Below are 15,914 nucleotides of genomic sequence, written 5' to 3' on the forward strand. Positions count from 1 at the left end.
CATGAGCATCAAAAAATATAAGTTTATTTTACTCGGTCTATTTTTATTTTTTGCCTGCGATAAAAATGATCCTGAAGAGGTTATAGATTGTAAAGAAGATTATAAACCTCTTGTCATTAGAAAAGCTGATGCTCCTGCAACAGCCAGAGTAGGGCAAACAGTCCAGATAAAGCTGGATGTAGTTTTATCAGATTCATGTCAAACTTTTCAGGAAATTACAAATGACCAAAATGGAGATATCACCTACATAAATGCTATGGGAATTTATGATGTTTGCAATCCATGTGCCCAAGTAGAATCAATAGTCGAGAAAATTTATGAATTCTCACCTCAGACAAAAGGAACCTATAGCTTTATTTTTAATACCGAAATCAAAGCGGAACAATTCAGCTTTTCTATCACGATTAATTAGATTAAAGGATAGAATATAACAATCAAAACTTAATCATTTCTTTCTTCAGAATAGCCATCAAACTAGTAGCCTTAAATTTTAAATATTTATTAAAAACAATGATGGTTTAATTTTTGTGGATTTTAAACTAAAACAACAATATGAAAATTCTTATCAACCTTTTATTGATTACCATTATGATAATTGCCTGTAGTAGTAATGATAATACAATTCAGAGCAAAGATCCTATTGTAGGAAAGTGGGAACTCGTAAAGATTCAGGCACCACGAATCAGAAATGAAATCACAAACGAAGACATTCCCTATAAAGAATTCTATTTATTCAATTCAGATGGAACATTTACCAAAACAAGAATAGAAGACGGAAAAACTCAATCAATTACTGGCACATATACCAAAGAAAACACAAATGACTGGGAACATTTAAAACTCGTTTATGCTGAAGATTCTCAATTGATTGATAATTGTACAGGAAAACCAGAGGAACATCTGGCTATTAGTCCCGGAGAATTGAAAGGCGGTTCAGCACCATGTGACGGCCCGGCTCTCTTTTATGCTCCGGTTCAATCTGAAGATCGTTAACAAAATGTACTGAAATATAATCTGCAACTATTAGGAATGGCCCAATTTTTGAGCCTTTCTTTATATTAATAAACAGCTAGATTAATGAATCGAAATATTCTTTTACTTTCTATGTTCATAGTTTTTTCAGGATGTGTTAAAGAAGAAATAATTTATGAATGCGAGGCTCCAATTGAAGGAAAATGGATGCTGACTAAGGTATTTATAGGCTGGTCAGAAACTGAATTAACCGGAGAAGATATTGGGTATGAAGAGTACTATATTTTCAACTCCGATGGTTCCTTTTCAAAAACAAATATATCTGAAGAAGGGTCAAAATCGGTTAATGGAATTTATTCAGAAATTGAAACTACTGATGGAAACCAGTTAAAGCTTGAATATCCAGAAGATCACGAATTAATAGAAAATTGTACTGGGGATCCGATAGAAGTACTTACGATTTTAACCAATGAATTAAAAGGTGGATCCGCACCGTGTGACGGTCCTGATCTGTACTATACTCCCGAATGAATCAATACCACTTAATAATCGATTTATATGGATCACAGTATTTTAAATATCTGTCTTTTAGTAAAAGATTATAATGAGGCTATCGATTTTTATGTTCAAAAGCTAAATTTTCAATTAAAAGAAGACACGCCTATTTCCGAATGCAAAAGATGGGTAACCGTCACACCCGGGAATAAATCAGAGTGTTCAATAGTTTTGAATAAAGTAGATCTTGATCTTGAACATTTAGTTGGTAAACAAGCAGGAGGTAAAGTTTTATTTATTGTTCAAACTTCTGATGTGGAACAAGACTACCAATTATTCTTATCCAAAGGGGTGGTTATTGATCAAAAACCGTTAAATCTTCCACATGGCAAAGTGATGATTATCAGAGATCTTTATGGTAACAAAATTGATTATATTGAAAAATAATATCAGCTTTCAACTTTATCATAATCATAACTTTTCATCATAGCACCAGTGATAAGGTCTATTGCATTGTCCCACGCTTTTACAATCTCAGGTTTATAAAAATCTCCCAGTCTTTCTTCAATAGTTTCTAGCAGTGTTTCTTTAAGGATTGCATAATGTTCTTTTTTCACTCCATACTTGATATGCTGTCTACCTAAAGAAAGCAAACCCATATGTAAATTTTCAGGCCTGCTAAGTCCGTAAATAATACCTCCCAGCATGTGAGTTAGCATCCTTCCCTGCTCCAACATATTCCTTTTAAACAACTCCCTTATTGCCGGGGCTCTGGTAAATAATTTATCGTAAAAATATTCTGCGAAACCTTCATTATCTTTAAGTAAAATTTCCATCGAGGCCTGAATTTCGAGATTCGTATCAAAATGGTTAAACCCGAGTATCTCTACAAGCTTAAAAGTCTGCTCCTTACCTTTTAGATTCACCTCTTCACGTAAACCAGTCATTAATGTATCCGGAGGCAAATTATTTATAAATTCTTCTGAAACCAGCAAATTTGTATTTAACACTTTATTCATATCCTGTATTCTGCTTGCTACATTTACAGGATCTCCCAACACAGAAAATTGCTTATGTTTTGGATGCCCAAGATTCCCCACGAATGCTCGTCCGTAATGAATTCCAATGCCTACTTCAATTTTTTCATCAAAATCACGAAACTCCAGTCTGTTTAGTCTTTCCAGGGCATACTTCATTCCAAGAGCAGCCCGGATGGCATCCATGCAAGCTCTTTCCCCGTCCAAAGAGGCAGTGCCGAATAACCCGATAATTTCATCACCCACATATTGGTAAATTATTCCGTTATTCATCAAAATAGGATCTCCCAGACATGTAAATAATGTATTTAACATATGTGCCAGGTCATAATTAGGATGGTTTGATGCCAGAACAGTAAAATTCCGCATATCACAAAAGAGTATTGCAAGAGATCTTTCCTCTCCTATATCAGCTGGAAGAGTTTCGAGTTGTAGCTTACTAACTTCAGCACTAGTCCATACGATTCGCTGGATAGCTACATTCCCTTTAACTTGTGCCTGGCAAGCTAATCTTATAGATGGGTCCCAGTTTCTTTTTCTTATTAATTCCTTTTCTAATGGCGTTACCTTAGATAAATTTTCCGACCCTTCAATGATTCTTACCCTACAGGTTGTACAACGACCATTACCTCCACACTCATGCAAATGAGGGATTTTATTTTCGATTGAAATATCTAATATTGATTTATCAGGATCAATAGTGTAAACCTCCCGGTTAATACTACAATACCTGACCTTATAAGCAGGTCTTTCCATGATGGGGTGGTAATTAATGACTCTATTAAATTTACTCTATTTTTTTGATTCATATCTGTATAATGATATTAAATCACCTTCCAATATGATATCCTTCAAGTCAGTTAAGTAGCTATTTTTTAATTTAGCTTTAAATCAGCCAGCATGAAGAAATACTTTCGAAACCGTTTAGCTGAAGCTTATGAAATAATCAAATCAATAAGCATCATATCCAGCATTAAACCGCCAGTAAAGAAAAAGAATATTAAACTTTTTTCAATCAGTGCTATTGCCGCATTAATTGTATTCTTTCTTATGAAAGACCAAATACCCCGAGAAGCTGCACTTATGCTGTTTATATTCATCTTTGCTTCTTTGCTATGGGTAACAGAAGCCTTGCCTTTATTTGCTACATCATTAATTATTATTGCTTTAGAAGTAGTATTAATTGCTAACCCAGGTGAATGGAAAGGATTGGGATTCGAAAATAATACTCAAATACCATTCGCTGAATTCTTTAGCCCTCTCGCAGATCCGATTATTTTCTTATTCCTGGGAGGCTTTTTATTAGCCAAAGCTTCTGTAAAAGAAGGAGTAGACATCTCCTTTGCGGGGAAAGTAATGAAAATCTTTGGCGGCAAACCACTATTTATCCTTCTGGGACTCCTTACTATTACAGCAACTTTTTCAATGTGGATGAGCAATACAGCTACAACAGCTATGATGATAACTATTGTCAGTCCAATTATAAAACAAATTCCTGAAGAAAGAAAATTTCATAAATCACTATACTTGGCGATACCTATAGGTGCCAATATTGGTGGAATGGGTACACCTATTGCCTCACCACCCAATGCTGTGGCTATCGGATTTCTTAAAAGCCAGGGATTTTCAATTTCATTCATAGACTGGATGATTATTGCTTTACCAATTGTCATAGTTTTAGGTTTAGTGGCCTGGTTGATTTTATGGAATATAAATAGACCAAAGTCAAAGGAATTGAAAATCCTGCCTATCAAAAATGAGATTGATGGTCGTGGATTATATGTCGTTTCAATTTTTAGCCTGACAATTATACTATGGCTATCCGAACCTACCCATGGATTACCTGCTGCTGTGATTGCTCTTTTGCCGGCAATTGCATTTACGGCAACCGGATTACTCGGTAGAAAAGATTTTAATTCCCTGGAATGGAATATTTTAATTTTGATCGCAGGTGGAATTGCTTTAGGTAAAGGGATGACGATTTCGGGATTAGACGATATTATAATTGATCTTATTCCTAAAGAAAGCATTTATCTGTTTGGAATCTTTATATTATTCTCAATTCTGCTAAGTACTTTTATGTCTAATACTGCAGCAGCCAATCTAGTAATACCGATCGGTGTTTCTTTAGCAGCAAGCCTTGGTTCTGAAATTAGCGAACTGCAAATGGGAATGGGTATTGCGCTAGCTGCCTCATTGGCCATGGCACTTCCGGTAAGTACACCACCAAACACTATCGCATATGCAAGTGGAAAATTAAAAACCAAAGACTTTATCTATATCGGCTCAACAATGAGCTTTATCGGTTTTGTCCTGATAACAATTTTCTTTCCGAAGATTATTCAATTATTGGGATTTAACTGATTTAGAGGTCAAAATTATAGCCTAATGTTAACAGAAAGATTTGGGTTCTTTCTTTCAATGGGATTTATAATTAAATTAAAGAGAAGGGATTATTCATGGAACATGCTGTTAGGCTACGTTACTATAATTTTTAATGTCCTGTATTTCTTGTTTTGATTTCTCTTTTTGTTCTTCTAGATCAAAATCGTCCTGTAACCCCATCCAGAATTTAGCTGAGGTCCCAAAAAACTTTGAAAACCTTAGTGCAGTATCGGCAGTGATTCTTCTTCTGCCATGAATAATTTCACTTATTCTTGTTTGCGGAATAAAAGTCTCCTTTGATAATCTATATGCACTTATGTTTAAAGGCTCTAAAAATTCTTCCTTTAGAACTTCTCCAGGATGTATGTTAGGTAGTTTTTCCATAATTAATGATAATCAACAATTGATACATAAAAAGCATCGTTATTTTCCCATTTGAAAATTATTCTCCACTGCTTATTTATTCTGATACTATGATAATCTTTAAGATCACCTGATAGTTTTTCTAATCTATTAGCAGGAGGAATTTTTAAATCATTTATTGAAAATGAGTTGTTTATCATTCTCAATTTACGTCTGCCGATTCTTTGAATGTCCTCTGGAAGTTTTTTTGATCTTATTCCATCAAAGACCTTCTCAGTTTCTTTATCTCCAAATGTCTTTATCAATACTTACTCTATTCGTTACTAACGTTAAAGATAAGTAATTGGTTGCAGATGTCAAAACTAATGTAGCCTACGTTAAGGCTAAACGGCGAACCCCATCCCTCGGGGTGGGGTATGACGATTAGCTACTGTTGTGCTTCGTTTAGTCAATTTTTTGTTTTTTGAATCTGTAAGTAAAATTATATCCAATTCCTAAACTAAACTCTGTAATAGTTTCTAATTTATAAAATCTTCCGAAAGTTTCTATTCGCTTAAATTGTCTACGTATTTCACCGTTGTATTCAGTAATGTTTTTGTAAATAGATGCTTTGGCTACCAACGACAAATTGAAAGGTCGTCCAATCCATGTTCCTAACCCAAATATTGGTCCTGTGCTATTTTGACTATTATTTGTTTCAGTTCCATTATAGTTAATCATACCATATCCAATAATAAATTTGAATTTTTTGAAATTGAGATTAGGTTCGATAGATATTGATTCTACTTCATTTTCACCTTCCAAAGAGAATTTTCTATAGTTTGATATAATATCAGCATCAAAATTGCAAGTAACAAATAAGTGATGAATCCCAATCTCTCCATTTAATAAATTATTCCGATCAAAGTCTGTTTGATATCTTATTCCAGTCCATAAAGTTGTTTGACTAAAAAAAACTGGAAATGAAAATTTGAGTTGTCCACCAACTGGCGTATTTAGTAAACCACTTACAGCATAAATTTCAAAAGATTGTGCATCAAACCAATCTCTTTCACATTGAGGTTTAAGGATTATTTGGACTTCTGTTTTACCCTCCAATCCTATTTCTTTGTATTCATATCCAATACTTTGAAATATTAAAGTAGAATTAGTGTCACTAACAATTATTGTGAATTCTCCATCAATGTTAGTTGTGGAACCATTATTTTGTCCCTTTTCTATGACATTTACTCCAGGTATTGGGTATTTACCGTCAATTACTGAACCCTTTATTTTAACTTGGGACCAAATATTGGATGCACAAAGCACAAATAGTATTAATGAATAAAAAATATTATGCATCTATGATAGTTGCTTTTAATGAAGCACAACGGTTTGGGTATGGCGCGTGTCCCGCAGGGCATGCACTATACCCGTTGTTGCCGCATCGTGGTTTTTTATTTATTTCAAAATAGTCGTGCTTCTCTGGTCAGTTCGGACTTTCTAACTCCTAAGAAGTTTACAAACCAATCTTCGAGTATTTCGTCAAACTCATTCTTGTTCATCGTCTTTGAGTTCCTTCTTGATTTCACGTAATACTCTCTTGTCATCTTCTCAGATAAATCTCTGACCGTGTTAACGTCAAGTTCGTTACCTAACTTATTCGAAATCCGAAATCCACCAATTGATAGACCAAGTCCAATAAGTCCATATGGCCAATCAATGAAAAGCACGATAAATGAAGCTAACAACAAAATCGCTAAAAACCCTGTAACAAAATGAGGTGGTCGCAATATTGACAGCTTAAATCCCAAATTCATTTCAAGGGTTTTTATCTGATTTTTTCTAGTCTTTTTTGGAAATATTTCCGCAAGTTCTGTAGTCGGAGTGATTTCCTTTTTTTCAGTTTCTGTCGATTTTGTTATTGCTTCCCTTAGTTTATAAAAAGCTTGTTGAGTGGTGCAGTCTTCTGAATGGTCGAGACTGATTTTGCCTTTTATCGCGTCACAGAATTCACCATAAGTTCTAACATGGGCTAATTCATTAGTCTCAAATCGAATGTCGAAGGAGTCTTCGATTTTAAGAAGCATTTGCTCTAAGTCTTCCGAGTCGATTTTTAATTCCATGTCTGTCTTTTTTTTGCATGTGCGGCAACGAAGGAATATGAGGAACTCTATTCCTCTTATCCCATATATGTGTTTTGGTTAAAACCTCTAAACTAATCCATAATATAGTTTTTTAAAAAGATTTTTTACGCGAGAATGTCACGCTTAGCATTTTTTAATTGGGTGGTTTCTATCTAAAATGGTATTCTCTTCTAATTCTTAGCGCTTCTCTTCTTTAAAAAGCTCGATCTCTTCATTCCTGAAAATGAAAACCTCTCTTCTTTGTTCCCTAAAAATAGGCTTAAAGCCCTATTAGAGGATTTACTATTCTTTCGATCAATATATAAAATTGGGATTTATTAGTCGTAGATTATACGTATATATATGTTTAGTATGCGTATAATCTACGCTTAATTTATATGCGGATCTTCCTTTATGTTTTATTGAAAGTCAAAATTATACCCTACCGTTAACAGAAAGATTTGAGTTTCTCGCTTTCTTTCAAAGCGCTGTTCAAAATCAGGACCAATATTCTCTCCGGCAAATTGACGAGTGTCAAAGACATCTCTCATCGTCAGACTAACATTGAAATCACCGAATTTGCGCTGAACGGTCGCATCCATATAATACCGGGCTAGATCTCTACCCTGAGCCTCGATTTCCGGAGATTCGTAATTACCGGTTAATTGTATATTAATATCAAGCGGAAGTCTAAAATCACTGGTAAACTTGGCATACCAGGCTAATCCACTATTTGTAAACCCTTCATCAATGTTGGTACCATCAACCTCTGACTGAAACAATGAGTAACTCATATTTAATGACCACCATTCAAGCACATTGGTTGTGTTAATTATCTCAAATCCATAAGTCTGGCTAGATACAAGATTCCTGGGTCCTCGATACGAAATACCATCGACTACCTCGACAATCCAGTCTACCTGTCCGTCGACATATCGGTAAAAACCATTCGCTGTTACATTAATTTTTCCATTATCAAACATATATCCCAATTCGAACGAATTAATATATTCGGGTTGCAAATTCGGATTACCAACCCTTACATTCAGCGAGTCAGAAACATCAGGAAATGGATTTAACCTCCACCCTCCCGGTCTGTCAATTCTTCTACTGTAGGTAATTTTAAAAGTATTATTTTTGTTTAAATGGTAAGCTAATCTCGCACTTGGAAATAAATTAAAATACCGCTGACCATTAGTTTCACCAGTAGTAAATAACCTGGTATCTACAATCGTACCTTCTCCCCTCACGCCAAATGAGTAATCAACCTTTTTAATACTATTACCATAAATGAAATAAGCAGCATGGATCTGATCTTCATACAAAAAGCGATTCGTTATATCTTCCTGATTAATCCATTCCTGTTCTGCATTATCATAGATTTCATACCTGTAATCGTTGTCAAAGCTTCTGAAAGTCGATTTGTAACCGGCTTCAAACTTACCATTCCACAATGATTGCTGATAATCTGCCTGTATCACGGAAGTTCTTCTAAATTCATCATTGATTGATCTTTCAAAAGCATTAGGCCCGACTTCCGGATCGGTCGTGCCATTGAATACATCGATATCCTGTTCCTCTAATTGATCCCTGAAGCTACTACTAGCTAATGCTCTAAATGACTTTGTACTGTCATCAAAAAGGTATTCATAGATTATAGCATTATCCATCGAGAAATTATCTTCCGATTCATTGTTATCTCGGGTGTAAGCATTAATCAAAGTCCCATCATCAAGTTCTTCCAGGCGAGTTCTTCTCCTCTCATAATCATTTTCAAATTCTTTATTAAAAGCCCCTTCATAGCTTAACTTATGCTTGCCACTGAAAACATAGTCTCCTCCAATGTTAAAGGTATGTTCGCGATCTTTTCTTTCATCGGTATTGTCCTGGTATAAATACCTGTTATCCGAATAGGTTATCCGCTCGGTCCATGAACTTCCCACCCTTGGCCAGCTACGGTAGCTGTATCCACCATAAACTGTGTAATTATCTTTTTTATGACTAATATTGATATTAGTATTCGTTCGCATTCGTGTCCCGATTGTTCCTTCGATCCTGCCGGTTGTTCCCAGATCTTCTCCCTGCTTGAGTTTGATATTAATTACACCACCAGCAGCTGCTGCATCATATTTTGCGTTGGGATTGGTAACAATCTCGATACTTTTAATGGCACTCGCAGGTATCTGCTCAAGATCTGATGTTAGCGCTGAGTTTCTTCCGTCGAGCAAAATATTAGTACTGCTACTTCCTCTTAAGGATATGCTCCCGTCAGATGAAACTCTTACAGAAGGTGTATTTCTTAATACATCCAGTAACGATCCACCCAGATTTGTAAGGGTCTGATCAGGCCTTACCTCGATACCTTCTATTGTTGACTTTATCGGCCTGTTAATTTTCGACCCTTCAACGACCACAGCATCCATTTCTTTGGTTGTTTGTACTATTGATATTTTCCCAAGATCAAGTCCTTGAGAAGGCACCTCGACGTCTTTTAAAATTTTATCATCATATCCAACAAATGAAATTAGGATATCGTAAGAGCCTTCCTCTAGTTTTATATTAAAGCGACCTCTTTCATTGGTTGTAGCTCCAGTAAATGGAGATTTTCTAATATCCTTATATATAGCCACCTGTGCAAAGGGTAAAACTTCACCTGAATTTTCTTCAATAATGATACCCTTTAATTCTCCCTCCTGGGAAAACAATAAGTGACTCGAAGAAATTATAAGAAATGTAAATACTATTGTGAAGTAACGCATACTAAAGAAACAGTTTGTTTGTAATAGATGTTTAAGAAAATTTAAATTTGTTTAAACAGACGTTCAATTTCTGAGGTGTGGTCAATCAGTATTTAATATACATTATGAATCTGAACGAAATTTGAAGTTTTGCTGATTTTCATGTTTACCTATACTCCCAAAATACATTAACAGGAAAAAATAATCATGAAAACAAAGATTCTCTTTTATTTCTTATTGATGATCTCCGCAACAGGATGTGGTCTTTTTGAAGATGATCCTGATCCGGCACAGCCTGCTATAACTCCAGCTCTTCAACTGGAAAGTGAATTGAATTTACTTGCTACCAGTGTCAATACCGGACTAACTATTGAATATGGATATGAATTTGAACCCCTGGTTGAAGGTACCATTAAATCATTTATCGTAAACATGCCGGCAGGAGACACTTACAGGGTTACGCTATGGGATTCTGAAAAGCAGGAAATGCTAATTTCATTGAATATTGACGCCAGCCGGGACGTGACCACAAATAGCCAGGAAATCAATTACCGGGTTTATCCAAACAGGAATTACACGGTATCTGTATATACTGAACATTGGAAAAGATATAACTATCAAAATAATGAGACTTTTTTTCCGAGGATCATAGGCGATATTAGGATGGTTCGCTACGCAGAAAACACAAATGCCGCCAGTTCGTCAATTGATCTTATGCTCTTTCCTAATGAGTATTCAAATTCAATAATGCAAGGAATAGTGGATATAGAATTCATCCCTCAAAATTAAGATAGAGCACTATGAAAAAGCACCGCGAAATAAAGTTACAAAGCAGAAGGAATTTCCTGGTTAAACTAGCCCTATTAAGTGCTTCCGCTTTAGCACCTCCTGTATTTACCGGGTGTAAAAAGAATGAAATTGCCGGGTTAAATGGTAAGCCCCCGTTCAACGTGTGGCAAGATATGATTAATACCCTTTCAACCAGCCCGGATAATTTCCCTGCCCGAAGAAAATCTTTAATAAATAAGAAGGATATTCAGAGTATGCATTCTTTTGTGCAAAAGGACATTGCCCTTCTACCATCCGATTACCGATATTTTAGATACCCGGCGAGAAATACTCGATACGGAGAAAAGGCTGCGATCAGATGTGGAATGGCTACTCCTCGTGAAAAAGCTGAAATCCTTAACAATATGCTTAAGGAAAGTGGTTTTGAGTCTAAGGTTGTCTATGAAAGGGTAAAACTTTCTGAAGAAGAAGTGCTGAATATTTTATTTCGTAATCACCAGCCCAAATTTGCACCGGAAATAACAGATGATCAAATAGAGAATTGGCTCGAAATCCTTGGAGCAGATAAAGAAAATGGTCAGTGGGACAACCTGGCTTCAGTATTAGAGCAAAATGAAGATTTCACTGAGAAAATACTGGCTTTATTAGATGAAGAAGAAAAGAATAATGGTCAGGAGCTTAGATATACTTTTAATAATAATATTCCTGCCGTAGTAGTAGGTGTAGAAGGAAAAGAGCTCTTTTTACATATCTTCGATCCTTCAGTAAAATATGGTGAATATCACCCTACTAATACCGATAAATATTATTCGGAAGCAGGGGAGCTCTTCAGCAGCGATGAGAATATTTCAATACGCCTGACATATACAAATTCTATTGATGGGTCTAAAGAATACGATTTATTAAACGGAGAATGGAAAAGTAGCGAATTGGTTGGCAATCAGGTAAATCTAATGTTTTTAAAAAACATGGGATTTGAAAAAATGGCAACCAGCTCTGTCAATCAGATCTCTTCTTTTACTCCTTCACTGACTCTACAAGATCTTTATGAGGATAAAAAGTTTATGGAAAAAAGGTCTTTTATCGGTGACCCGATTACTCTTGAAGGAGAAAAGCTAATTGAAGAAAATAACAAGAAGCTTGAAATTTCTGAAAACAAGAAATCAAATGAATCACTAATAAACAAGGTTTCTTCATTAGAGGTAAAAGCCATTCCCGGAACATATCCTAAAGTTCAGCTACAAGTTTTTCCAAAGGATAGTAATGGTAATGTTATAGAAGGTCTTCAGCCAGGTGATTTCAACATTTCCGATAACAAAAAAGAAATGATGGCATTTATGAAGCAAAATAAAGTCGCTCCAAAAATATTAGTGATTTATGACACTTCTCTTAGCATGCCAAAAAAATATAGAGATGAAGGAATTAAAACTTTTGTTGAGGATACCCAACAGGCTATTAAAGATGTCTATCCACTTGCCAAAGTAACATTACAAAAAACAGGATCCACTATCTATACCTCCCATTATAAAGCCGCCTTATCTGAAAATGATCTGATTATATATGCTACTGACGGACACAACAATGATAAATTTGATCCAAGTCTGCAACCGGTATATAAATCGGGCCCACCGACAATTTATTTGAATGTATATGAAAGTAGTAATGATCATTTTGAGGAACTGGCAACAAGAACGCATGCTTCTGTAATCCCAGCAAATGATCAACAGGAAACCATCAAAAAAATTAAAGAAGAACTAAAAAACATTAAGGTTCCGCCTTATCTATTTACTTATCATTCTACTGATCCAGATAAGGAACATGTAGCTGAAGTCTCTATCAGAAAAGATTTAAAAGCCCAGGATAAGTTCAAGTTCCTGCCTATTGCTAATGAGCTACCCGGAAAAAGAATGGTCGGTTTATATATGTATTTATCAATTGGAAATCAAAAGCCGGTAAGACGGGTTTTGGCAGGCTGGGATACGGAAGTTGAATTCGGAGAGATTCCTGTAAAAAAATATGCTAATAAAGTCCACGAAATGTTAATGGGTAATCTTACCCTTGCATTTGAAAGGGAGGCTCCACCACTATCTGTCCGGTTAACCGATTATTTAAAGGCTCTGATGAGCAATAAAAACTGGTATGAAAAATACCAGGATAATGAATTGGAAACTGCTATTGAAGAGCTTGAAAAAGGAACATTCAGTTACCCTTCTGCCTTGCTGACAATGATGCAACCTTTAAAAGATTCAATAAATGCCGAATCAATCACCTGGCCTTTAGGATTCAGGATCGGTTGCTTTAAAGTAAAGCCTGCAATCTATAATGTGAAGTCATTGATAACATTCGATTATTTACCAACTTCTGATTATCGCACTTTAACCAAAAGTAGAAAAAATAGCTTTACTACCAATTTAAAGAAAACATCTCAGCTTGCCCTTCTGGAGAATCACATGTTCGAAACGAGTACTTTCTCTTTGCTGGAGAATAAAAACCTTGAAATAAATAACAAAATTGAGTCTAAAGAAAAATTCTCCGGAGAAAACCTTGGTAACGATTATTACTACTGGAAGGAATATGTGCTAAGGGGAGGGCCTTCTTTTAAAGTCTATGCCGCCGATACTTCCAGTAAAGCATATTGGGAAATCGATAAAAGATATGGAGGAATGTACGGCATATTACCAGATCAAACTGGTGGTGGAGGTACAGGACCATTACTTCAACTTAAAGAATTACAAAACCTTGTCGATGAGTATAGTAAACTAGCCGGAGTAATGAATATTGGAATGGCTGTTGCCGGAGTAGGAAGCGTTCCTGTTGGGATAGTAGCTTCGTATAGCCTTACGTTAATGAAACTGTACGCAATCGCTACAGAAGCTGTTATATTGATGGATTCATCTAACCTAAATGACCAGGTTAAAAAAGCGATGGCGGAACTGGCTTGTAACATTTACAAAGAAATTCATTATGGATCACTTGGTCATGTGGGAGCAGGTATGAGCGGCATCGAAAACCTCATTGCAGCCATGGGTGGAAATTATTCTTTCACCAAATGTTAAAAGCAGGAAAAAGAAATTATCAGTATATTGACTTAAAAGCATTCTGTTATGAAGTTAAAGACACTGATAATTTCTTTATTACTGATCATGAATTTCACAGGATTCACACAAGAAAATAATCATGTTAAATCTCTTGATGACATATTAAACACATTATATTCTGTTATTTCCGGAGAACAAGGTGAAGCAAGAGACTGGGATCTTTTTTTAGATCTTTTTCACCCTAATGCGAAGCTCATTCCTACTACCCGTCAGCAGGCAGATACCATGGCTATGTACATGACTCCTGAGCAATATGTGGAACGATTTGGGGTCAGGCTGGTTAGCAATGGCTTTTACGAAAAAGAAATTCACAGGATAACTGAATCTTTTGGTCATATTACCCACGTATTCAGTACATACGAATCCTATCATAGCAGTAAAGATTCTGAACCATTTTCAAGAGGAATTAATAGCATTCAGCTAATGAATGACGGTCATCGATGGTGGATCATAAATATTTTCTGGCAAAGTGAGAATGAAGATAACCCTTTACCTGAAAAATATCTACCTGAATAATTAAAACTGGAAATAAATAAACTGTTTACCGGTGGTCTGAACGATAAAAAGTCCAAATATCATAATACCCCATATCAGGGTTACAAACCATCGGGGACTTGACTCGATTACTCCGACTAGGGATTTATTTCTCATTGCATAATGGCCAGCAAAAACCAATGTCATCAACCCGAAAACAAAGACCATACTCGAAGTCCATAAAAGAGGTTTTCCTTCATTAATAAAAAACATCGATCCTAATAAGTTGATTGCCATTTCGAAATCCTGTGCCCGGAAAAACACCCAGGTTATGTTTACACATTGAAAAGTCAGGAAAGCCAGAAATACATTTAATAAGATATTCGATGATTTAATCGATACCTTATCTTTTAGAAGTCTTTCTATAATCAGATAAAACCCATGTAAAAACCCCCAGAAAATAAAAGTCCAGCCTGCTCCATGCCAAAGACCTCCAAGTAACATCGTCAACATCAAATTCACATAAGTTCTGCTCAATGTTCCTCGATTTCCTCCTAATGGAATATACAGGTAATCCCTTAACCAACTTGATAAGGTAATATGCCATCTGCCCCATAGATCAGAAAACCCAATCGCTCCATAGGGATACCTGAAGTTATCAGGCAATTTAAATCCAAGTGTAAGGGCAATACCGATAGCACAAAGAGAATATCCTGCAAAATCAAAGAATATCTGACCTGAAAATGCAAGTACTCCTGCCCAGGCATCTATTGCCGGTAAATTACCATCGGTGCCAAAAACACGATCTGAAACAGGCGCAAATAATGAATCTGCAAAGACGGTCTTTTCAAAAAGCCCGATAGAAAGTAATAACATTCCGAGAACAAACTGATTCTGACTGGCTTTCTTTGGTTCGTAATATTGTGGAATCAATTCGCCTGACCTGACGATAGGTCCCGCGACGAGCTGCGGAAAAAACGTAACATATAAAGCAAAATCTAAAAATGTCTTCGCCGGTTTTATCCTGTCCCGATACATGTCAATGGTATACGACATAGTCTGGAAAGTATAAAAAGATATTCCCATCGGCAGAATAATATCAAATTCCGGAGGAACATATTCTATTCCGAACAGGCTAACAAAATCAATGAAATTATTCAAAAGAAACTCGCCATATTTAAAGAATCCCAGAAAGCCCAGGTTCACACAAATACTGAGTAGCAGCCACAATTTCTTTCTGGCTTTATCCGATAATTTGTAAAGCTTATTGCCGGCTGTCCAGTCTACCAAAGTTGAAATCCACAATAATAAAATTAAAGGAGGGTTCCATAGACCATAAAACACATAGCTGGCAAGTAGCAGCATGATCTTTTTCCCCTTCCATCCAAGTAAAGGAGCGTAATACAAGATCAGGATTACGATAAAAAATAATATAAAACCGAGGGTGTTAAAAAGCAT

The 15,914-nt window shown here is 35.8% G+C and carries 15 protein-coding genes; 8 read left to right on the plus strand and 7 right to left on the minus strand.

Annotated elements, in window-relative coordinates; genetic code table 11:
- Position 1 precedes the first annotated feature (1 nt).
- From DCC35_RS19680 to DCC35_RS19695, 4 genes are all read left to right on the plus strand, one after another.
- On the plus strand, positions 2-412 hold the full coding sequence (locus tag DCC35_RS19680) for a hypothetical protein (protein WP_137092421.1): 411 nt from the start codon (positions 2-4) through the stop codon (positions 410-412).
- 140 nt (positions 413-552) lie between these two features.
- Positions 553-993, plus strand: a complete 441-nt coding sequence (locus tag DCC35_RS19685) for a lipocalin family protein (RefSeq protein ID WP_137092422.1) — start codon at positions 553-555, stop codon at positions 991-993.
- Between the two features lie 84 nt (positions 994-1,077).
- The gene (locus tag DCC35_RS19690) at positions 1,078-1,503 is read left to right on the plus strand and encodes a hypothetical protein (protein WP_137092423.1); all 426 of its coding nucleotides are present in this window, start codon (positions 1,078-1,080) and stop codon (positions 1,501-1,503) included.
- A gap of 27 nt (positions 1,504-1,530) precedes the next feature.
- Positions 1,531-1,914: a VOC family protein gene (locus DCC35_RS19695; protein ID WP_137092424.1), complete on the plus strand. Its 384-nt coding sequence runs from the start codon at positions 1,531-1,533 to the stop codon at positions 1,912-1,914.
- A gap of 2 nt (positions 1,915-1,916) precedes the next feature.
- On the opposite strand, the gene DCC35_RS19700 is transcribed toward DCC35_RS19695, so the two are convergent.
- Entirely contained in the window at positions 1,917-3,260 is a 1,344-nt protein-coding gene (locus DCC35_RS19700) for an adenylate/guanylate cyclase domain-containing protein (RefSeq protein WP_137092425.1), read from the minus strand.
- A 144-nt stretch (positions 3,261-3,404) separates the two neighbouring features.
- Between DCC35_RS19700 and DCC35_RS19705 the strand changes: the two genes are divergently transcribed.
- Positions 3,405-4,868, plus strand: coding sequence for an SLC13 family permease (locus DCC35_RS19705; RefSeq protein WP_137092426.1), 1,464 nt, complete (start codon positions 3,405-3,407; stop codon positions 4,866-4,868).
- A gap of 108 nt (positions 4,869-4,976) precedes the next feature.
- Here DCC35_RS19705 and DCC35_RS19710 read toward each other — a convergent pair whose 3' ends face one another.
- The 5 genes from DCC35_RS19710 to DCC35_RS19730 form a co-directional block, all read right to left on the minus strand.
- Positions 4,977-5,273 carry a HigA family addiction module antitoxin gene (locus tag DCC35_RS19710; protein ID WP_137092427.1) on the minus strand — a complete coding sequence of 99 codons (297 nt, stop codon included), beginning with the start codon at positions 5,271-5,273 and terminating at the stop codon, positions 4,977-4,979.
- A gap of 2 nt (positions 5,274-5,275) precedes the next feature.
- Complete coding sequence (locus tag DCC35_RS19715; protein WP_137092428.1) at positions 5,276-5,557, minus strand: type II toxin-antitoxin system RelE/ParE family toxin; 282 nt, start codon at positions 5,555-5,557, stop codon at positions 5,276-5,278.
- Between the two features lie 139 nt (positions 5,558-5,696).
- Positions 5,697-6,593 (minus strand): carboxypeptidase-like regulatory domain-containing protein, encoded by an 897-nt coding sequence (locus tag DCC35_RS19720; protein WP_137092429.1) that lies wholly within the window; start codon positions 6,591-6,593, stop codon positions 5,697-5,699.
- 104 nt (positions 6,594-6,697) lie between these two features.
- Positions 6,698-7,357 (minus strand): acyl carrier protein, encoded by a 660-nt coding sequence (locus tag DCC35_RS19725; RefSeq protein WP_137092430.1) that lies wholly within the window; start codon positions 7,355-7,357, stop codon positions 6,698-6,700.
- Between the two features lie 419 nt (positions 7,358-7,776).
- A complete protein-coding gene (locus tag DCC35_RS19730; protein ID WP_137092431.1) occupies positions 7,777-10,116 on the minus strand; it encodes an outer membrane beta-barrel family protein in 2,340 nt (779 codons plus the stop codon).
- 186 nt (positions 10,117-10,302) lie between these two features.
- Between DCC35_RS19730 and DCC35_RS19735 the strand changes: the two genes are divergently transcribed.
- From DCC35_RS19735 to DCC35_RS19745, 3 genes are read left to right on the plus strand one after another with little or no spacing between them, the layout of a single operon-like run.
- Positions 10,303-10,884, plus strand: coding sequence for a DUF4082 domain-containing protein (locus tag DCC35_RS19735; protein ID WP_137092432.1), 582 nt, complete (start codon positions 10,303-10,305; stop codon positions 10,882-10,884).
- Positions 10,885-10,895: 11 nt separating this feature from the next.
- On the plus strand, positions 10,896-13,940 hold the full coding sequence (locus DCC35_RS19740; protein WP_137092433.1) for a hypothetical protein: 3,045 nt from the start codon (positions 10,896-10,898) through the stop codon (positions 13,938-13,940).
- A 48-nt stretch (positions 13,941-13,988) separates the two neighbouring features.
- Positions 13,989-14,498: a hypothetical protein gene (locus DCC35_RS19745; protein ID WP_137092434.1), complete on the plus strand. Its 510-nt coding sequence runs from the start codon at positions 13,989-13,991 to the stop codon at positions 14,496-14,498.
- On the opposite strand, the gene DCC35_RS19750 is transcribed toward DCC35_RS19745, so the two are convergent.
- Positions 14,499-15,914 carry an MBOAT family O-acyltransferase gene (locus DCC35_RS19750; RefSeq protein ID WP_137092435.1) on the minus strand — a complete coding sequence of 472 codons (1,416 nt, stop codon included), beginning with the start codon at positions 15,912-15,914 and terminating at the stop codon, positions 14,499-14,501.

The sequence above is a fragment of the Mangrovivirga cuniculi genome, from assembly GCF_005166025.1.
Taxonomy (GTDB): Bacteria; Bacteroidota; Bacteroidia; order Cytophagales; family Cyclobacteriaceae; genus Mangrovivirga; species Mangrovivirga cuniculi.